Here is a 20982-nt window from a genome sequence, read left to right on the forward strand (position 1 = left end):
TTAGTACCTTATAAACTACTCTTTATTAATAATATATCGAATAACTGTTTCAGCTGCGTGCAGTCCGAATAATCCCGGCATGTAGCTGTTTGTTCCGTAAAAGGATTTTTTGAAATTTTTCCCGTCTGTTAATTTTAAGCTGTTTTCATTTTGAATTTCTGATGAAAAAACAACTTTCAATTTATTGATTTTTACCGCTTTTAAACGTTTACGGATTGTTTTAGAAAAATAACAATTAATAGTTTTAGAAATATCAGCCACTTTAACTTTAGAAGCCAGCATTTTACCTCCCGCTCCCATACTGCTGATGATTTTTACTCTTTTGCGTTTTGCAGCAATAATTAAATTCAATTTTGGAGTAATGCTGTCAATGCAATCCAAAACATAATCAAAATCTGAAGAAACAATTTCAAAGGCACGTTCCGGAGACAAAAATTCCTGAACACGGGTTAGGTTTAATTCCGGATTGATATCCATTAAACGATCGCCGACGATTTTAATTTTCGGTTCTCCAACTGTGGAGTGTAAAGCCGGTAATTGTCTGTTAATATTTGTAATGTCTACGACATCGCCATCAACAATTGTCATATTCCCTACTCCTGCTCTGGCTAAAAACTCAGCTGCAAACGATCCAACGCCGCCTAATCCTACTACTAAAACATTTGCATTACGCAAGTTTTCTAATCCTTCTTTTGTAAATAAAAGCTCGGCTCTTTCTGTCCACTCTGCCATAGTATATTTTTTTTTGTTTTTTTAAATTTTGTTTTTGGTTTCAAGTTTCAGGTTGTCAGGCTGAGCGAAGTCAAAGCCCTATTCCAATTAGAGCGCCCTTCGACTTTGCTTAGGGTGATAAATCATAAGTTATAAATCATAACTTATAATTCATAACTTGCAAAAGATTACTTGAAATAATCTGTTGTAACTCTTTTAAATTTATGCTTTTATATTCTGATGCTATATTATATACTTCTGTAATATCTTCTTCAATTGTATCGGTTTCAAGAAAAAAACGATCGTTTGCAACATTCTGAAAAACGTTTTTTAAATCAGGATTTCTCAACAGATATTTTCCAAATGAAAGATAAAATCCGTCCTTTATTAATTGTTGGGCAAGCTGATTATTTTTTGCAAAACCGTGAATAATCATTGGAACAGAAATTTTCATTTTCTTTTTAATGGCTGTTATTTCCTGAAAAGCCGCAACACAATGAATTACAACTGGTTTTTTATATTTTTCGGCTAAAGCCAATTGTTTTTCAAAAACTGTAATCTGAAGATCTAACGGAACCTCGATTCGCTTATCTAAACCGCATTCGCCAATGGCCAGACAATTTTTGGTCTGCAGTTTTTCTTCGATGATTTTCAATTCCAGATCAATTTCATTTTCCTTAATATGCCAGGGATGAATTCCTATGGAATAAAACGGAATCAATGCATCAAATTCCTGCGGATATTGATTAACCAATTCTAAAATATTAGACTGATTTGTAAATTGATGAGTATGAAAATTAAAAAAATCCATTAATGAAAAGTTTTCACTCCGGCTTTGATCTCCACTTTTAAATCATTTTCTAAAGGAACAAGCGGACAAGAATATTTGTGATTATAAGCACAATACGGATTATATGCTTTGTTAAAATCGATAGCGATTGTTTTTCCTTTTGGAATTTTCAAATCAATATACCTGCCTCCAATGTAGCTTTCTTTACCACAGGTTAAATCAGAAAATGGAAGAAACAAGTGATCTCTGTATTCTTTTTGTTTAGAAAGTTCAATATTTCTGTAAACATTTAATTGTAATTCTTTACCATTAAGGGTAAAAAATAAAGTTCCGTATTTTACATATTCCGGCGTTCTGGTTCCGGTAGTTTTCATTTCGAAAACTTTTTCATTTTTAGCTCTTTCAAATCTTGCATTCACAAAATACCGTGCATCAATTGGATAAAAATCTAAAGTTTTAAAAGTCTTTAAATCTTCTTCCATCAATGGACTTGTCTTGGCATCAGCATATTCTGAATTAAGATGCTTCTGAAATTTTTCAGCTTCACTCTTGCTGAATTTATTTTGGCTGAAACCAAAATTGAAAGCTGTAAGTAAAATAAGGAGGATACAATTTTTCATCTTTGAAATTTTATGCAAAAATAGTTTAAAAGTAACAAAGCAACAACCGTTGTAAGTGACAAAGTTTCCTAACTTTGTGGCAAATACAATAATTATAATGCTTAAAACTGCCGCAAATCACTACTTCAACAATTTTAGAGGATTTACAAGAGAAATTTGGATACTTACATTAATTACTTTTATTAATCGTGCCGGTACAATGGTACTGCCATTTCTATCCAAATATTTAAATGAAGATTTGCATTTTTCTTTACCTCAGGTAAGCTGGATTATGGTTTCATTTGGTTTGGGTTCAATGCTCGGTTCCTGGCTTGGCGGAAAACTTTCTGATAAAATAGGATTCTACAAAATCATGATTTTTAGTTTGTTTACAACCGGAATTTCCATGTTTTTGGTTCAGTTTTTAACTTCATTTTGGGGTTTGTGCATTGGCATGTTTGTATTAATGACAATTGCTGATATGTTTCGTCCTGCCATGTTTGTATCGCTGGGCGCTTATGCAAAACCAGAAAACAGGACACGTGCCTTAACACTTGTTCGTCTTGCTGTAAATTTAGGTTTTGCTGCGGGACCGGCTCTGGGCGGTTTAATTATTTTAGGAATGGGATATTCCGGATTATTTTGGGTTGATGGTGCTTCCTGTATTCTTTCTATCTCCATTTTTGCCTTATTGGTTAAAGAAAAGAAAAAAGCCGATCATGGCGACAAAACCGAAAGCATTACAAATGTAAAATCAGTATTTCATGATAAAATATTCTGGGTTTTCTTATTTGTGAGTTTTATAACGGCAATGATTTTCTTTCAGCTTTTTACCACTCTGCCTTTATACCATCATGCACAATATAATTTAAACGAATTTCAAACCGGACTTTTAATGACTTTAAACGGGCTTTTGATTTTTGCTTTAGAAATGCCAACCGTTGGTTTTATGGAAAGAAAAGGTTTTCCAAAAATTAAAATCATTATTATAGGATCGTTTGTAATGGCCTTTAGCTTTGTTTTATTATTGATTAATGTCTGGGCCGGAATCCTGGTTATCAGCATGATTTGTATTTCGATTGGAGAAATCCTCACCTTTCCTTTTTCTAATGCATTTGCTTTAAGCCGTGCACCGCGTGGTCAGGAAGGACGTTATATGGCACTGTACACTATGAGTTTTAGTTTAGCTCACATATTTAGTTCTAAAGTTGGGTTTGGAATCGTTGACAGTTTTGGTTATCAAAGCAATTGGTTTTTTATGGCTTCTATCGGAATTGTGGCTACGCTTAGCTGCTTTTGGATCAGGAAAGCTTTACTTCTGGAGAAAAATAAATAAATTTAACTTTCGCACATAATTCTTTATTATTCAAATCATTAACTTTGATTTTGAATCGCTTTTCTGTGCTTTCAATTTATCTGAAAACGAAAAAATTAGTTAAATAACTATATTTATAGTTGCGTAACTAAAAAAATAGTTGTAGGTTTGAATTAAAATTAGAAAACATGCAAAAGTTAACCAACAAAGAAGAAGAAATAATGCAGATTTTATGGAAGCTCAAAAAAGCATTCGTAAAAGAAATTCAGGCAGAAATTACGGAAGATCAGCCGCATTATAATACGCTTTCGACAATTGTTCGAAATCTGGAGGAAAAAGGTTTTGTGGCGCATAATGCTTTTGGAAATACACATCAGTATTATCCAATTGTAACCCTCGAAGCATACAGTAAAAAATATATGAAAACAGCTATTGATAATTATTTCAACAGCTCATATAAAAATATGGTTTCATTTTTTGCCAAAGAAGAAAAAATATCAGCACAAGAATTGCGCGAAATTCTGGCAATGATTGAAAATCCAAAAGAAGAGAAATAAAATCCAAAAAGCAATTGTTATGGAAGCACTGTTTGTTTATATCGCAAAATCGGCGGGTTTAGTAACCTTATTTTATTGTGCTTATTATTTTTTGCTTCGAAAAGAAACTTTTTTCAACAGCAACAGATGGTTTTTACTTTCGGGTTTAATTACTTCTGCCATTTTACCATTTGTTGTTTATACTAAAGTGATCTGGGTAAATGCTGCTTCGGTTTCAAATATAAATTTTTCAAATGCAAATATTATTCAAAATATTGATAATAAGCATTTTGAATTTAATTGGATTTATCTTTTTGCGACAGTATATTGTATCGGATTTTTAATTCTTCTGGCAAAATTTGCAATGGATTTTTACAGCTTAAATGCTGTTTTAAAAGGAAAAAAAATCCATCAGCAAGCCGATTTTAAATTTATTGATACTACTCAAAACATTGCTCCTTTCTCCTATTTTGAATATATAGTTTACAACTCATCAATGTATACTTCATCAGAATTAGAGAATATTATTGAACATGAAAAAGTACACAGCGATCAAAATCATACTGTCGACGTTTTGATTTCGAGAGCTTTCTGTATGCTTTTCTGGTTCAACCCTGTTATCTGGCTTTATAAAAAAGCGATGGTTCAAAATTTAGAATTTATTGCCGACAAAGAAGCTGCCAAAAAAATATCAGACAAAAAAGCGTACCAGTACACGCTTTTAAAAATTACAGCACACGATAGCTGTGTTGCCATCACCAATCATTTTTATCAATCATTAATCAAAAAACGAATTGTCATGTTAAACAAAAATCAATCAAAAAAAAGGAACTCGTGGAAATACTATGTTGTAATTCCGGTACTTGCAGCTTTTGTTCTGTTATTCCAAATTGAAGTAATTGCAAAAGAAAAACAACAAACTTTAAAAGAAGTTCCGGGAGAAATTAAATCTGTAGATGTTTACAAAGTGAAGAAAAATTCAACAGATTCAGAATTAAAAGAAATTAAGGAAAAATTAAAATCAAACCACAATGTTGATTTTGAAGCTTCTGAAATAAAAAGAAATGCAGAGAACTTTTTAACATCAATTAAAGTTGACATTAAAAATGGAAAGCAGCAGGCACAATCTATTCAGGTTGGAGGCGATAATATTATTAAAGATTTTGGAATAATCGTTATAACAGACGAAAAAGGAAATAAAAATGTCGGCATCCAGACTTCTGATGAAGAGAATCATAAAATTGCAGTAAGTAAAAACATCAAAAAGACTGAATCTGTTAATAATGAAGAACCTAAAACTGTAATTTCAAAAACACTAATCACTAAAACAGCAACCAATGTTAACACTGATTCTAATACTAGTACAAAAACTAATACTAATACTGACCAAAATATTAGTACTATTGTAACCATCAATACAGACAATAAAACAAAAGTAATTACGACTGGGAATGGTTCAAAAATTGCCGTTTCGACTTCTGCAAAAACAAGTAGCAACTTAATACAAAAACTTATTATTGTGGATGGAAAAGAAATGCCAGCTGATTTTGATGTTGAAGATATTGATGCAAAAGACATTAAATCTGTAAATATTTCTAAAGGGATTGATGCCATAACTAAATATGGTGAACGTGGAGCAAATGGTGTAATCGAAATCGAAACCCGTCATTAAAACGTTTTTAATTTTAAAAAACCGAAAATGCAAAAACTAACCAATAAAGAAGAAGAAATAATGCACATTTTATGGAAGCTGAAAAAAGCTTTTGTAAAAGAGATACAGGCAGAAATTACAGAAGATCAGCCTCATTATAATACACTTTCGACAATTGTTCGAAATCTGGAGGAAAAAGGTTTTGTGGCACATAATGCTTTTGGAAATACACATCAATATTATCCAATTGTAACCCTCGAAGCATATAGCAAAAAATATATGAAAACGGCTATTGATAATTATTTCAACAGCTCGTATAAAAATATGGTTTCGTTTTTCGCTAAAGAAGAAAAAATTTCTGCAGACGAGTTACGCGAAATTTTAGCTATGATCGAAAATCCAAACGAAGAAAAATAATCAATACCATGGAAGCACTTTTCATTTTTATTTTAAAATCAAGCGGGCTATTAGCAATGTTTTATTTTGCTTACATTTTTTTACTTCGCAAAGAGACGTTTTTTACCAGCAGCCGCTGGTTTTTAATCGCGGGATTAATCACTTCTGTTGTTTTGCCTTTTGTGGTTTATACCAAAATTATTTGGGTTAATCCGGCACCTCTGCCAGTTATAGCAAAAGAAACTGTAGAAAATCTTCAGGTTTATAATCAAAATGTTACTGCTTCTTATTCACCTCAGTATACTGCGCAGACCGCTGAAGAAGAAAATTTTGAAATTAATTGGAATCTCGTTACGCTCGCAGTTTATGGAATTGGATTTGCGGCTTTCATGATCAAATTTGGTCTGGATTTTTACAGCTTAAATTCTGTTTTAAAAGGAAAAAAAGTCGAACAGCAGGAAGATTTTAAATTTATTGATGTAAATGAAAACATCGCTCCTTTTTCATACTTCGATTATATCGTGTATAACTCATCACTATACACGGCAGCCGAACTGGAAAGTATTTTGGAACATGAAAAAGTACACAGCGATCAGCATCATACTATTGATGTTTTGATTTCAAGAATCTTCTGTATCCTGTTTTGGTTTAATCCAATTGTATGGCTTTATAAAAAAGCAATTCTGCAGAATCTGGAATTTATTGCTGACAATGAAGCTTCCAAAAAAATATCAGATAAAAAAGCGTATCAATACACCCTTTTAAAAATCACAACACATGAAACCTGTGTTGCAATCACCAATCATTTTTATCAATCATTAATCAAAAAACGAATTGTTATGTTAAACAAAAATCAATCAAAAAAATGGAATTACTGGAAATATTATGCTGTAATTCCGGCACTTGGTGCGTTTGTGCTTTTATTTCAAATACAAACTATTGCACAGGAAAAGAAAAGAAATCAAGCTGTTGCTCAAAAAGAAACGCTTAAAATAACTCAGGAAACTTTTAAAATTACAAAAAACACTACCGATCAGCAATTAAAGGAGCTTACAGCAAAAATTAAAGAAAGCCATAATGTGGATATTGAAATTTCTAATGTAAAAAGAAATGCCGAGAATGAATTAACGGCGATTCAAATCAAAGTAAAATCTGAAAATGGTAAAAAACAGACTATTGTAATCAATGGTACTGAAGCAATTAAAGACTTGGAATTTGCTGTTGGAACAGATGAAGACGGCAAAAAGTATGTAAACCTGAATACTGAAGCACCAAAAGTACCTACACTTGCAATAGACGAAAAAATTATTGCGCAGCAAGCTGAAAATGAAGAAGATGAAGATGTTGCTTATCCAACAGCACCTACTCCACCTATCGCGCCGGTTGCTCCGGTTTTTCCTCAAGGTGAGCTGCCAAAAGTTCCAGACATGTCTAAGTTACCAAAAGCTCCAAAACCTCCTGTAAATCCAAAGGACAAAGTTGCAATGGCTAAATTTGAGGTTGATATGGCTGAGTTTGAGAAAAAAATGGAAGCATTTGAGCCCGATATGAAAGCATTTGAAAAAGAAATGAATGAAGTAATGTCAAAACGTGAATTCATTTTTGAAAAAGATATGGCCAAATTTGAAATCGCTATGGAAAAATACGAATCAGATATGGATAAATATCAAATGTACTTTAATGAGAATTTTAATTTTGACTTTAAAAATGATGCTGCAAATGCGAAAATAAATGCTGAGGAAATGAAAAGACACGCAGAAATCATGAAACAGCAGGCAAAAGAAATGAAAAAGCAAGCAGAAGAAATGAGAAGAGCTGAAAGAAGAAACAGTAAATCTTAATTCTAAAATTGCAGCATTTCTTTCATTATGAAAAATTATTTACTGGCTGTACTTATTGGCTTTGTTTTTTCCGGCAATGCGCAGCAAAAAAGCATTTCTGAAAAAGATGTTCTGATTGCAATGGATAAAGCTGCTTCTGGTTTAATCGAAAAATCTAAAGCAAATTCTATTTCAATTGGGGTCGTGAGAAATGGTAAAACGTATACCAGGCATTATGGCGAAATTGACAAAGGAAAATACAATACTGCCAACAACAACACGGTTTTTGAAGTTGCTTCGATTACAAAAATTTTTACCGGATTATTAGTAGCTCAGGCTGTTACGGAAGGAAAAATCAGTATTGATGATGATATTCGAAAATATATTACGGGTTCTTATCCTAATCTGCAGTATAACGGAACACCAATTACCATTAAAGATTTGGTTTCTTTTAGAACGGGTTTTAATAAAGACCTGCCGGATAATTCAGAAATTAGAAAAAATCGCAGCGATACCAGTTATCTGGCTTTTAAGAGAATGGATGATTCCTACAGCAGGGAAAAATTCTTTGAAGATCTTAAAACCATGCAGTTGGATACTTTGCCCGGAACAAAATTCAAATACAGCAACGGAAGCCTGAATCTTACAGCGCATATTTTAGAAAATATTTATAAGAAGGATTACGAAACACTTTTAAAAGAAAATATTCTTTCTAAACTCGGCATGAATTCAAGCGGATTAACCTTAAAAGAAAACGCTGTTATTGCAAATGGCTACAACAAAAAAGGTGTTTTAATGCCTGTAATTTCAGATCATTTGTGGGGCGCAGCAGGATATTTAAAATCTACTTTAGGTGATTTAACCAAATTCATTGCTTATGAGATCAATACAAAAAATAAAATTGCAGCTGAATCGCAGAAAAATCTTCTAAACAGCCCTACTGAATGGAATGGTTATTTTTGGGATTATATTATGGTTGACAACAACGGCAGAAACTGCTGGAAACATGGCGGAGCTTTTAGTACACAAAACATGTTAGTTGTTTATCCCGAAAGAAATCTTGGATTTTCGATTATTGTAAATGTAAGCGATGAAGATACCGGAAATGCTTTGGGAGAAGCTGTAATGAAGCTTTCTAATATTCTTCTTGCAGACAATAAAACTCCAGCGGGTATTTACGGATACAAAATCGTTGATGATAATGTTGTTTTCACTTATGAGCATGACAAAGCTTTAAATCCGGATTTGGTTAAAAGCGTTTCTTTAGCAGGTACGTTTGATAACTGGAATCCGGAAGATAAAAATTTTCAAATGGTTCAGAAAAATAAAAATACTTATGAATTAAAAGTTCCGAAATCGCAGTTTGAAAAAGGAAAAACACACATGTTTAAATTTGTAATCAACAAAACCGGCTGGATTGCAGCTCCGGAAAATGTCATAAACAAAGAAACGGAAGGTGACAAAAACCTGATTCTGAAATTTTAATATTCTGAAAATTCATATCTTAAAAGACTTTGCCGAAACGCAAAGTCTTTTTTTATATCTTTGAAAAAACAAATCTGCGATGTATAAATTTTTAGCCAAACTAAATAAAATTCTTCTTCCTAGTTTTACCAAGCAAGGATTGGATATTTCTAAAGCAAAAAAATGGCAGATGGCTATTATTGGCTACCGTGCTTATGTTACCAAACGCGCTTTAGGTAATTAATATCATTAAATATTTTCATGCAAAATATTGAGCAAAAATAGCACTCATGCTCTTTTGAATAGTATTTTTGTGCTGTTGCATTTTAGCTCAATCTTATGAAAAAACAATTTAATCTCCCTCCTGTTCCGGCAGTATTATTAGCCATTGTTAGTGTGCAATGCGGCGCTGCAATTGCTAAAACTTTATTTCCTGCTATAGGAGCAGCGGGAACAGCTTCTATACGTATTGGTATTTCGGCATTCATTTTATTACTGGCTTACAGACCAAACCTAAAAACTATTACACCTGCTCAATGGAAAATTGTAATTCCGTATGGTTTGTCTTTGGGCGCTATGAATTTGATTTTTTATTTTGCTATTGAAAGAATTCCAATTGGTTTGGCGGTAACTTTAGAATTTCTAGGTCCGTTATTAGTGGCAATTATAGGCTCAAAACGTTTGGTAGACTATTGCTGGGTTTTACTGGCTGCAATGGGAATTGCATTAATTGCTCCCTGGACCAATGATCGTCTGGATGTTTTAGGAATCTTGTTTGCTCTTTTAGCAGGTGGTCTTTGGGCAGCTTATATTATATTGGGCGGAAAAATTTCAAAAATAATGAATGGCGGCCAGGCTGTTTCGACAGGAATGCTCTTTGCTGCAATTTTAATTCTGCCTTTTGGATTTCTGGAAAACGGATTAGCCAATCTTACCCCAAAATTTTTAGGAATGGGAGTTGCTCTTGCCCTTTTATCGAGCGCTATTCCATTTACTTTAGAAATGAAAGCTTTAGGTCAGCTTCCTCCTCGTACATTTAGTATTTTAATGAGTTTGGAGCCCGCTGCAGCTTCTATTTGTGGTTTTATATTTCTACAGGAAAACCTGAATTTTACGGAGATTATGGCAGTTGTGTGTGTGGTAGTTGCTTCTGCCGGAAGTACTTTGACAGCAAAAAAATAAAAGAAGCCCTGCAATCTTCATGCAAGGCTTCTTCGTTGTAGGCATTCTATTTTTGGAGATCTTTATTAGTTTTTTGGTAACAATACAGCATTCACAACATGAATTACACCATTTGACTGGTTAACATCTGCAATTGTAACTTTAGATTTATTACCATTTTCGTCAGTAATGTATAAATTCTTTCCTTGCATCCAGGCAGTAAGGGTACCACCGCTGACAGTTTTTAGAGTTGCTTTTCCGTTACCTGCTTTGATGGCTTCGGCAATATCAGAAGCATTCATTTTTCCTGCAACAACATGATAGGTTAAGATCGTTTGTAATTGTTTTTTGTTTTCAGGTTTTAATAATGTTTCAACAGTTCCTTTTGGCAATTTATCAAAAGCAGCATTCGTTGGAGCAAAAACTGTAAAAGGTCCTGCGCCTTGTAATGTTTCTACTAATTCGGCAGCTTTTACTGCAGCTACAAGAGTAGTATGATCTTTTGAGTTAACGGCATTTTCAATAATATTTTTGTTTGGATACATTGCTGCACCTCCAACCATTACTGATTTTTGAGCGAAAGATGTAAATCCAAATGTTAAGGCTAAAATTGCTGCGGCTAAAAATTTTCTAGTTTTCATAATTAATTTTTTAAGTTATAAAGTCATTTACGACGTAACAATCATTTTGGTTTTAACAAAAAAAATATAAATGAAATTTTATGGCGTGATTTACAAAATTTACTATGAAAAACAAGTACTTACAAATTATTATAATTTTAAAATAATTTGTATTTATTGAAGATTCTGTTTAATTATTACTCCTAAATCTCTATTTGGTTTACAAATGCAGTTCTGTTAAATTATGAATAGAATGATAGCCCAATTTACGATAGCTTTCAAACTGTGCTTCATCAAAAAACTGATCTGCCGTAGATTGCTGTGGAAAATCTGGATTACTCAAGGCATATTCGCGTATATCTATAGGTTCATCGCCGGTTAATGTCGCTTTAATGTAAATTAAAGTACCTTTCGTTTTTGTGTCCGGATAAATAATCTCTCCTTTTATGATATGTTTTTTCTTCGATTTCTCGACCAGTTTCGTAATATCTTCAAAATTATCAAACACAATTTCAACACCAAAATCAATTCTGCATCTTCTAATAGCATTTGCGAGACCTTCGCAGGCAATGTCCTGGTCCTGCTCGCCATCGCCAAGAATAATGTAACTGCAGCGTCTTCTTATGAGTTCGTATAATCCCATATTATCAAAGTGTCCCCCATCAGAAAGACAGACATAATTTTTATTAATATCTGATTTTCCAACCAAATCCCTAATCAAATAAATTAAACCGAATGTAGGATCAGGATTTTTCCATTTCTCACGTCTTGTATTACCAAGCCACCATCCTAGTCGGACATTAAATAATGTCAGCAAAAAAGCCAAGGGAGCAGAAGAATGATAACCCCAGTTAGGATTAACAGCCGCTCCAGAAATTGCCATGGCTGTACCTATAGTCGGACCGCCATTCTGATTAGAAAATTTTGCTGTAGGACGATATCCGTATTCATAAACATTATCAACATCCCATGTTGAAGCTCTTGTAGGGCTAAAATCGTAACCACAGTACAAAGGTGTAAAAACAAATGATTCTGCTTTGCGATCCTGTCGGTCAAGTGCCGAAACAACCGTTGCGTTGAGAGCAGTATTAAGAATAGGAAAAGGCCCGGAATAATTGTTTTTAACCAACATCGAAGACAGTAATATATCATCATTTGTATCAAAACCCGTGAAAGCATTTGCAGTTTTAATACGATCTTCTCTACTTCGGGTTGCTCCCATAAAAGCTCTTACAAGTCTGTTGCGATAAAAATGATGAAGAGAAAATTCATTAACTCCAATCCGCCAGCTTAAAAAGATTGTAAGCACAGATAATCCAACTGTTATCCCGCAATTCTGCCAGGTATCAGGTTTAGATCTGATTTCGTTTATAATTGCAGAACCAATAAGAATGACTCCAATCATGAAAATAAAGGGTACAATCTTTACAATAGTATTCATAATACTCTTAGTATTTTCTGGTTCTGCTGCATCTTTAGATACAAATGCCTTTTTAACTCCCCAGGCCACAACTCCTGCCCAGGTTGGCAAAGCAATAAAAGCTCCGTCTTTAAAACAACTCCATAAAGCAGGCATAATAAATATTCCAAAACAAATAAGGATCCAAAAAAATATAAACCGATTTACATAAGCTCCAGTCCTTCCCCACCATTCCCTGCGGTAATCAGGAAATATCTTGCCCATAATTGCCATTCTTGTTATTATGGCAAGGGAAAAAATTTCTAAAACTGCAGGAAGACCAATTAGCAGCATTATCTTATTGGCAATATCTAAATCTACTTTTTGTTCTAAAACTAAATCAGAATCTATTTTTTTTATATAACTGCTAAAAAAATTGAATGAAATGTGATAATATTTCCAAAATAAAAAAAGTAAAAAGCACAAAACAGCCGAAGCACAAATTGAGGATACTATAAGCCAGAACAATCTGATCTGCTTATCTCTTTTTTCATTTTTATCTTCTGTTAATACTTTCTTTGCTACTGTTGCCTTACTTAACTGAATAAGATCTTTTCTTATATGATAATTGCCTACTACGCCAACTAAAATCAATGCTCCAAGTGATGGAATAGCAACATTTATTAAAAACCAATAAAAAATAGTTTGATTATTATTGCAGATTTGCTCTAATGTTACATTAGACATAAATGTACTTATCATAAAAGCACAAAAAATAGTCCATATTATCAGTAATGTAGGAAGATCGTTTGCTATATTCGTAAGTTTGGAAATATTAATATTAAAAAGTTTCCAGATTTTTGGCGCCTTTTTTACTTTCCTGCCTTGTTCTACCTGATAGAAAGACCGCATGGCAAATGCCGCTATAAATGCCCCTATAATCAGCATTACACTATTCAGCCATAGATAATGTATTTCAGTTTTCTTTCCTATACCTCTAAATTGATCTGCAAGATATTCCCAAAAATTGTAAAGATCTAAAATAAGGGAAAAAACGGTCAGGAATATCAGTAATAACAGGACTTGATTCACAATTGTATTTCTGAGCCAGGTCATTCCTGATGTCCATGCATCGGGTGACATTAAGCCTACATTGGGAGACAAATAATTGCTGAACATCCTTAACCAGCGTATTGGGCGGACTTCATCAGCAAATGGATCTGATGATTTTTGCGGACATAACTGATCCGTAACCTTACTCAGCGATCCGGAGCGTTTTATCCATGAAGTGTACCAGGTTCCTATATAACCTCCTCCTGAAACGGTTGATAAATAATCTATTTGTCCTAAAACGCCCAAACTTGCTAATCGCTGAAGAATCCCCAGATTGAAAGTAGCTGAACGGATTCCTCCACCGGAAAAAGCAAGTCCGTAAAGTTTCATTTTCGATGCTCTTACAATTGGGTCGCCTTTATTTTCTTCACTCGTTAATCCTGTTATCGTATCGTCTTTCTTTTCACTATCAGATGAATAAACGTCTAAAATTTCTTCATTCTTTGACGCCCGCCATTCGTCTTTTCTCTTCTTACGTGCCCTTTCAATCTCATTTAATTCATCATTAAATAAGGTTTCAAATGGCAGGGTGAATTCTCTTTTTATATTATCAGTTTTATCGTCTCTCAATAATTCTGAAAGAAGCAAATTATCATTTTCGAGGTATTTCTCTGCTGTTTTTCGATTATTATTCCACCATATTTTATGATTTTGAAAATCGGTTTCTTTTAAGAAGTTATGATATTCATCTTCTTTTTTATCAGGAGTATAAAATTGATAAAGACGTATATAATATGAAGATTGGTTTTGACCAACGATAGCTAATATAACCTGTACCGGCATATATTCAAGTATTGCCGAAAGTTTTTTGCGTTCTTCTAACTTCCCCTTATATAAGGCAGCGCGTATTTGCTTTCTCCAAAAAAAAGGCACCTTAAATAATAAAAGTTCTTTACTTTCGGGGTTATCTGCATATTTTTTATCCAGATTTTCCCCAAGCCAATCTAACAAATTATATATAATATCAAAATATACATTTATTAAATTCTGACTATCAGGTTCATCAAGAGTATGAAAAACCAAATCTGTTATTTCATCTATCTGAGCCGGAGTTAGTCCGGCTTTTAACTTAAAATCATCATTACTTTTCGTTTTAAGATTCTTCCATGAATCCTTGCCTGTAAACTCTTTGGGGAAATTATTTTGAGGATCGTTTTTTAAAATATCCTGAAAAAGAGTCAAATACGATATTGCTTCAGCGGTTAGGTCAGTTACAATGTCCATAACAAATAAGATTAAATGATTACTTATTAGAGATTTCGATAAAAAAAATCGAATTGCAGAGCTAACTTCGTGTTTGGGAGGATATTTATAGGTCTAAATCGTGCTCTTTGAATAAAAGGGTATTGGGATTTTTAAAATATTAAAATAGATGACTAAATTACATTAAAAATCTATTCAAAAAGCAAGTATAACTACCTGTTTACAAAATACTTAATTTTATAAATTAACATTTTAAGTTAATGCAATTTTAAAAAATTAACATTTTAAAAGAATTTAATTCAGATATTAAATCGAAACATTTATTTTATTACATTAGTATTAAATTCATCGATTATGAAAAATCTACCGCAAAAAGTTAGAAGCAGAAAATTAAGTTCCAGAGTTGATTTAACTGCAATGGTTAGTGTTTCTTTTTTACTGATTATATTTTTTATGGTTGCTACAGAGTTGAGAAAGCCCAAAATAATGGATTTAAGTCTCCCAGATTATGACTGTGATGATTGCCATTCTGGATGTATTGACGCAACTAGAATATATACGATATTACTAGATGACAATAACAAAATAGTAGCATATTCAGGTTTATTAGATTATCCTCTAGAAACACCTAAAAAACTCGTATATGGAAAGAATGGAATACATAAAGAATTGCTTAATAAACAAAAAGCCATACTGGAGTATTCTACTGCGTTAGGAAAACCTAAAAGCGGAGCTATTGTAATAATTAAACCAAGTAAAAAATCTAATTTTAAAAATCTTGTTGATATTCTCGATGAAATGGCAATTACAAAAATTGATACTTATGCAATTGTAAATGATTTTAGTCAGGAGGAATCTAAATTATTGGCCTCAAATTAATTTTATATTCACCTAAATCTAAAACTATGAAAAATCTACCGCAAAAAGTTAGAAGCAGAAAGTTAGAAGCAGAAAGTTAAGTTCCAGACTTGATTTAACTGCAATGGTTAGTGTTTCTTTTTTACTGATTATATTTTTTATGCTTGTTGGTGAATTATCTAAACCTAAAGTTATGGAGTACGACTTTAGCAATCGTGAAGGCTGCAGATTTGGAGAATGTAATAAACCTGACGAAAATCGTATTATGACAATTCTTTTAGATGATAATAATAAAATAGTCACTTATTGCGGATTATTATTTGATCCTATTATTACTCCAAAAGAGATTGAATACGGTAAAAATGGAATTAGAAAAGAGTTATTAGCTAGAAAAAAAACTGTGCTAGAATATTCAGCCAAATTAGGTAAGCCAAGTCAAGGCATTACAGTAATTATTAAACCTGCTAAAAAATCTAATTATGGTAATTTAGTCGATATTCTTGATGAAATGAAAATAACAGGAATTACGTCTTATGCGATTATACCTGAATTTACTCCGGATGAAACTAAATTATTAGCTTCTAATTAATTGAATAAAATTTGGCTTCAAAAGTTTCTTGACTCCTCTCAAACTAACAAACGTGAACAACTTGAAACTTTGAACCTGAAACAAATAAACACAAAAAAAAGTCCCGCAAAAAGCGGGACTTTCTATTTAGAGGAAGCTAAGAATTATTTTTTCTCAGTTTTTTCCATTTTAGCTTTTAATGCAGCTAATACATCATTGTTATCTCCTAAAGTTGCAGCTGGTGCGTTTGTAGTAGATGCAGATGAAGTATTTTCAGCAGCAGCTTTCACGTTTTTCTCTTCTTCTTCACGGAAGATAGCAGTGTGAGAAGCAACTACTCTTTTAAATTCTTTGTTGAACTCGATTACTTTGAAATCAGCAGTATCACCTTTTTTCAATTTCTTTCCGTCTTCTTTTTCAAGGTGACGAGTTGGAATGAAAGCAACGATATCATCTCCGAATTCTACAGTAGCTCCTTTGTCAACGATTTCAGAAATTTCACCATTGTGGATAGTTCCTACAGCGAAAGAATCTTCGTATTGATCCCAAGGATTAGCAGTAGTTTGTTTGTGACCTAAAGATAATTTACGTCCTTCAACATCTAATTCTAATACTACTACATCAAGTTTTTCACCAACGTTTACAAACTCAGATGGGTGTTTGATTTTCTTAGTCCAAGAAAGGTCAGAAATGTAGATTAATCCATCAATTCCTTCTTCTAATTCTACGAAAATACCAAAGTTTGTAAAGTTTCTAACGATACCTGTATGTTTAGAACCTACTGGGTATTTAGAAGTAATGTCTGTCCATGGATCTTGAGTCAATTGTTTGATACCTAATGACATTTTACGGTCATCTCTATCTAAAGTTAAGATAACAGCCTCAACAACATCTCCAACTTTCACGAAGTCCTGAGCAGAACGTAAGTGAGTTGACCATGACATTTCAGAAACGTGGATTAAACCTTCAACACCTTCAGCAACTTCGATAAATGCACCGTAATCAGCGATTACAACTACTTTACCTTTTACTTTATCACCAATTGTTAAATTAGCATCTAAAGCATCCCATGGGTGAGCGTTTAATTGTTTTAATCCTAATTGAATTCTTGTTTTCTCATCATCGAAATCAAGGATTACAACGTTTAATTTTTGGTCTAATTCAAGAACTTCACTTGGGTGGTTGATTCTGCTCCAAGAAAGGTCAGTAATGTGAATTAATCCGTCTACACCACCTAAGTCAATGAACACACCATAAGAAGTAATGTTTTTAACAACACCTTCTAATACTTGTCCTTTTTGTAATTGACCGATGATTTCTTTTTTCTGTACTTCAATATCAGCTTCGATAAGAGCTTTGTGAGATACAACAACATTTTTGAATTCGTGGTTGATTTTTACCACTTTGAATTCCATCATTTTGTTTACATATACATCGTAGTCTCTAATTGGCTTAACGTCAATTTGAGATCCTGGTAAGAACGCCTCGATACCGAATACATCAACGATCATACCTCCTTTAGTTCTGCATTTAACAAAACCGTTAACGATTTCTCCAGTTTCATTAGCTGCAATAACTCTATCCCAAGATTTGATAGTACGTGCTTTTCTGTGAGATAATACTAACTGACCTGTTTTGTCCTCACGGATGTCAATTAATACTTCTACTTTGTCACCTACTTTTAAGTTTGGGTTGTAACGGAATTCATTTAAAGAAATAACACCTTCAGATTTAGCATTGATATCAACGATAACGTCTCTATCTGTAATTCTAACAACAACTCCTTCAACTACTTCTTCCTGATCTGTAGCGATGAAAGTTTTTGATACTAGTTCTTCAAACTCTTGTAAGTTTTTCTCATCTACTGCATCGATTCCTTCTTGGAAGTTATGCCAGTTAAAATTTGCTAAAAACTCTTCTTGTGATTTTAATTGTTCAGACATGCTGATAAAAAAATTTGTATTCTGCTTTTCTTGAGTTTCTTAATGTGATAGAAAATACAGAAGTTGTTTTACATAAAAGGTTGATACCTAAAGGAAACTCTTCTTCACCAAAAGGTCTGCAAAATTACTACAAATATTTGGATTTACAAAACAAATCGAAATGATTATCAGGATGTTGATTAGAAGCAGACGAATTTAGGTTTTTTCAGACGTTTTGTCCCGCTATCCATTCCAATCTTTTATGTCTCGTGAAAAAACGAGACATAAAAGGATTTCCATTTCTATCGGGACTAGATTAGATGTTTTTGATTTCATAAGACGTTTTCAAACAAAAGGAGACTAATTTGAAACTAGAAAACCCGACAGGTTTTAAAAACCTGTCGGGTTTGGGGTATTCAACTCTCTTTGTTATAAAGATTTAAACTTTTACAAAGATTATATTTTAAAATCTTAATGATTTAAATTCTCTATTTCTTTTGGATCGTGTTTATATTTAAACAATAAAGTAAATAGAATTAAAATCACAAAAGCATAACCAGCAAAAGAGAACCAGACTTTAGACCATTCAACATTATTTCCTTCGCTAAAATAACTTACCGTTCTGCCTGCAAATTCTCCACCTAAAATAGCACCAATACCATTCGTCATTAACATAAATAAACCCTGTGCACTTGATCTGACTTTACTATCTGCTTCTCTCTCAACAAAAAGAGAACCCGAAATATTAAAAAAGTCAAAAGCCATTCCATATACAATCATAGACAGTATAAGGAAAATTACTCCAGAACCAGGGTTGCCAATTCCAAACAAACCAAAACGCAATACCCAAGCAATCATGCTGAACATCATTACCTGTTTAATACCAAATCTTTTTAAGAAAAAAGGAATAGTTAAAATAAATAAGGTCTCAGAAATTTGAGATAATGAAATTATAAACACAGAATGTTCTACTCCAAATGTACCTTGATACTCAGGATTAGAACCAAAACTTCTAATAAATGTATCTCCAAACATATTTGTTACTTGTAATGCTGCACCTAACAACATTGCAAAAACAAAAAAGATTGCCATTTTTCTTTGTTTAAACAAAACAAAGCTGTCTAAACCAAATTTACTAGATAAAGATTGACTTGTGTTTTTATTTTCTGCAGGAACATCTGGCATTGTAAAAGAAAAAAGACCAGTCACAACCATCGCAATAGAAGCGAAAACGAATTGATTTGTATTTGATTTCCAATCCGTTAAATCAGTAATCCACATTGCAATTATAAAGCCAACTGTACCCCAGACACGGATAGGTGTAAATGCCTTTTGTACATCAAATTGAAACTTATTTAGAACTGCATAACTAACAGAATTATTTAATGCTATGGTTGGCATATAAAAGCAACTTGTAGCAAAAATAACCCAATACATTTCCTGAGAATTATTTGCCTTAGTAGCAAAAAAGATAGCTATTCCAGCAATTATATGAGAAACTCCTAACACTTTTTGTGCGCTGAAATATTTATCAGCTATTATACCTAATAAAGCAGGCATAAATAAACTTGCCCATCCCATAGAACCATAAGTTCTTCCTATAGATAAACCAACACTCCCTCCTTCAATTGGGCCAAAAACTTGTCCCATATAACCACCTAATGAAATCAACCAAACTCCCCAAACAAAAAATTGGAGAAAATTCATAATAGTCAGTCTTAATTTAATTCCCATATAATGAAATTGTCTTTTTAGTAAAAATTAAGTCGTAAAACTACCATTAAAAATAATATATACAAAAAATTAATCTATTTTAACAACATCATTTACTAATTCCAAAACAGCAGCAAATTGTTCTTCTTTATTTAAGTAAGAATTATCAATCTCAATAGCATCTTCGGCAATTATAAGAGGAGAATCTTCACGGTGTGTATCTATATAATCTCTTTCGACTACATTTTTCAAAACATCTTCATAAGACACATTATCACCTTTTTGCTGTAATTCATCAAAACGTCTTTGTGCACGGGTTTCTGCACTTGCAGTCATAAAAATTTTAAGTTCGGCATTCGGGAAAACTACGGTTCCAATATCCCTGCCATCCATAACAATGGCTTTATTCGTTCCCATTTCCTGCTGTTGTTCCACAAGTTTAGAACGAACTTCAGACACTTCGGCAACTTTACTCACAAAATTAGAAACTTCTATAGTTCTGATTTGTTTTTCAACATTTTCACCATTCAAGTACATTTCAGCAAAACCCAAATCGCTGTTAAATCTAAATTCTAACTGAATTTTTGGCAAAGATTCTATCAAGGCTGCTTTATTAAAATAATCAGCACCAATAAACTGATTTTGCATTGCAAAGTAAGCTACAGCGCGGTACATAGCACCTGTATCTACATATACATATTCAAGCTCCTTTGCGAGTTGTTTGGCTAATGTACTTTTTCCTGTTGATGAAAAACCATCAATGGCAATAGTTATTTTTCTCAATTTTTTATGTTTTAATTTTTATCCTAAAAATGTAATGAATTCAATTTCAATGCATGACTATCACTTCTTTATAAATTCATCTAATTTAATGCAAATGTAGCCATCTTTCTCTTGAAATAGAATATCAAATAATAGCAAACTTTTTCTTATTACAGACCTTCAATCCAAATAAAATGCAAAAAAGCTTTTCACTGACTGACAATAAAAAGCCTGTATTTGAATCTAAAAAGAATCGTTTAAATAATAAATATCCAAAAGAATATTTGATTTAGAATTATCAATTATTTTTTCTATTTTTTTAAAAAACTGCTCCTAACCATTGGACAGCCGTGACTTCTGCCAATGTAGAAAATTCTTTAA

At 32.7% G+C, this 20982-nt stretch carries 17 protein-coding genes and 1 pseudogene; 10 read left to right on the forward strand and 8 right to left on the reverse strand.

From position 1 onward, the window contains the following. Window positions 1–15 precede the first annotated feature (15 nt). The 3 genes from ASE21_RS13290 to ASE21_RS13300 all read right to left on the reverse strand — a co-directional run bounded on the left by ASE21_RS13290 (window position 16) and on the right by ASE21_RS13300 (window position 2121). Window positions 16–732, reverse strand: coding sequence for a ThiF family adenylyltransferase (locus ASE21_RS13290; protein ID WP_057123135.1), 717 nt, complete (start codon window positions 730–732; stop codon window positions 16–18). A 136-nt stretch (window positions 733–868) separates the two neighbouring features. Continuing rightward, a complete protein-coding gene (locus ASE21_RS13295; protein ID WP_057123136.1) occupies window positions 869–1522 on the reverse strand; it encodes a TatD family hydrolase in 654 nt (217 codons plus the stop codon). Next, window positions 1522–2121, reverse strand: coding sequence for a DUF1684 domain-containing protein (locus tag ASE21_RS13300; RefSeq protein ID WP_057123137.1), 600 nt, complete (start codon window positions 2119–2121; stop codon window positions 1522–1524). Before ASE21_RS13300 ends, ASE21_RS13295 begins: the two co-directional genes overlap by 1 nt. Window positions 2122–2218: 97 nt before the next feature. Here ASE21_RS13300 and ASE21_RS13305 point away from each other — a divergent pair, with 97 nt between their 5' ends. The 8 genes from ASE21_RS13305 (at window position 2219) to ASE21_RS13340 (ending at window position 10464) form a co-directional block, all read left to right on the forward strand. Beyond that, the gene (locus tag ASE21_RS13305) at window positions 2219–3436 is read left to right on the forward strand and encodes an MDR family MFS transporter (RefSeq protein ID WP_057123138.1); all 1218 of its coding nucleotides are present in this window, start codon (window positions 2219–2221) and stop codon (window positions 3434–3436) included. 167 nt (window positions 3437–3603) lie between these two features. After that, complete coding sequence (locus ASE21_RS13310) at window positions 3604–3972, forward strand: BlaI/MecI/CopY family transcriptional regulator (protein ID WP_057123139.1); 369 nt, start codon at window positions 3604–3606, stop codon at window positions 3970–3972. A 19-nt stretch (window positions 3973–3991) separates the two neighbouring features. Continuing rightward, the gene (locus ASE21_RS13315; RefSeq protein ID WP_057123207.1) at window positions 3992–5623 is read left to right on the forward strand and encodes a M56 family metallopeptidase; all 1632 of its coding nucleotides are present in this window, start codon (window positions 3992–3994) and stop codon (window positions 5621–5623) included. A gap of 27 nt (window positions 5624–5650) precedes the next feature. Beyond that, a complete protein-coding gene (locus ASE21_RS13320) occupies window positions 5651–6019 on the forward strand; it encodes a BlaI/MecI/CopY family transcriptional regulator (protein WP_057123140.1) in 369 nt (122 codons plus the stop codon). Window positions 6020–6027: 8 nt separating this feature from the next. Then, window positions 6028–7839, forward strand: a complete 1812-nt coding sequence (locus tag ASE21_RS13325) for a M56 family metallopeptidase (RefSeq protein WP_057123141.1) — start codon at window positions 6028–6030, stop codon at window positions 7837–7839. A gap of 27 nt (window positions 7840–7866) precedes the next feature. Then, window positions 7867–9303, forward strand: coding sequence for a serine hydrolase (locus ASE21_RS13330; RefSeq protein WP_057123142.1), 1437 nt, complete (start codon window positions 7867–7869; stop codon window positions 9301–9303). 79 nt (window positions 9304–9382) lie between these two features. Further along, the gene (locus tag ASE21_RS13335) at window positions 9383–9526 is read left to right on the forward strand and encodes a hypothetical protein (RefSeq protein WP_057123143.1); all 144 of its coding nucleotides are present in this window, start codon (window positions 9383–9385) and stop codon (window positions 9524–9526) included. Between the two features lie 95 nt (window positions 9527–9621). Continuing rightward, window positions 9622–10464: an EamA family transporter gene (locus ASE21_RS13340; RefSeq protein WP_057123144.1), complete on the forward strand. Its 843-nt coding sequence runs from the start codon at window positions 9622–9624 to the stop codon at window positions 10462–10464. Between the two features lie 65 nt (window positions 10465–10529). Here the strand turns inward: ASE21_RS13340 and ASE21_RS13345 are convergent, their stop codons facing one another. After that, window positions 10530–11084 carry a fasciclin domain-containing protein gene (locus ASE21_RS13345; protein WP_057123145.1) on the reverse strand — a complete coding sequence of 185 codons (555 nt, stop codon included), beginning with the start codon at window positions 11082–11084 and terminating at the stop codon, window positions 10530–10532. Between the two features lie 199 nt (window positions 11085–11283). After that, window positions 11284–14799: a patatin-like phospholipase family protein gene (locus ASE21_RS13350; RefSeq protein WP_057123146.1), complete on the reverse strand. Its 3516-nt coding sequence runs from the start codon at window positions 14797–14799 to the stop codon at window positions 11284–11286. A gap of 333 nt (window positions 14800–15132) precedes the next feature. Between ASE21_RS13350 and ASE21_RS13355 the strand changes: the two genes are divergently transcribed. Both ASE21_RS13355 and ASE21_RS13360 read left to right on the forward strand, forming a co-directional pair. After that, the gene (locus ASE21_RS13355) at window positions 15133–15657 is read left to right on the forward strand and encodes an ExbD/TolR family protein (RefSeq protein ID WP_057123147.1); all 525 of its coding nucleotides are present in this window, start codon (window positions 15133–15135) and stop codon (window positions 15655–15657) included. 55 nt (window positions 15658–15712) lie between these two features. Next, window positions 15713–16225 (forward strand): annotated as a pseudogene (locus ASE21_RS13360) (ExbD/TolR family protein); the annotation flags it as partial. 143 nt (window positions 16226–16368) lie between these two features. On the opposite strand, the gene rpsA reads toward ASE21_RS13360, so the two are convergent. The 3 genes from rpsA to cmk form a co-directional block, all read right to left on the reverse strand. Further along, window positions 16369–18147, reverse strand: a complete 1779-nt coding sequence (rpsA, locus tag ASE21_RS13365) for a 30S ribosomal protein S1 (protein ID WP_057123148.1) — start codon at window positions 18145–18147, stop codon at window positions 16369–16371. 450 nt (window positions 18148–18597) lie between these two features. Next, complete coding sequence (locus ASE21_RS13370) at window positions 18598–19860, reverse strand: nucleoside permease (protein WP_057123149.1); 1263 nt, start codon at window positions 19858–19860, stop codon at window positions 18598–18600. Between the two features lie 69 nt (window positions 19861–19929). Next, window positions 19930–20622, reverse strand: coding sequence for a (d)CMP kinase (gene cmk, locus ASE21_RS13375; protein WP_057123150.1), 693 nt, complete (start codon window positions 20620–20622; stop codon window positions 19930–19932). Between the last annotated feature and the right edge of the window lie 360 nt (window positions 20623–20982).

The organism is Flavobacterium sp. Root901 (assembly GCF_001429765.1).
Classification (GTDB): Bacteria; Bacteroidota; Bacteroidia; order Flavobacteriales; family Flavobacteriaceae; genus Flavobacterium.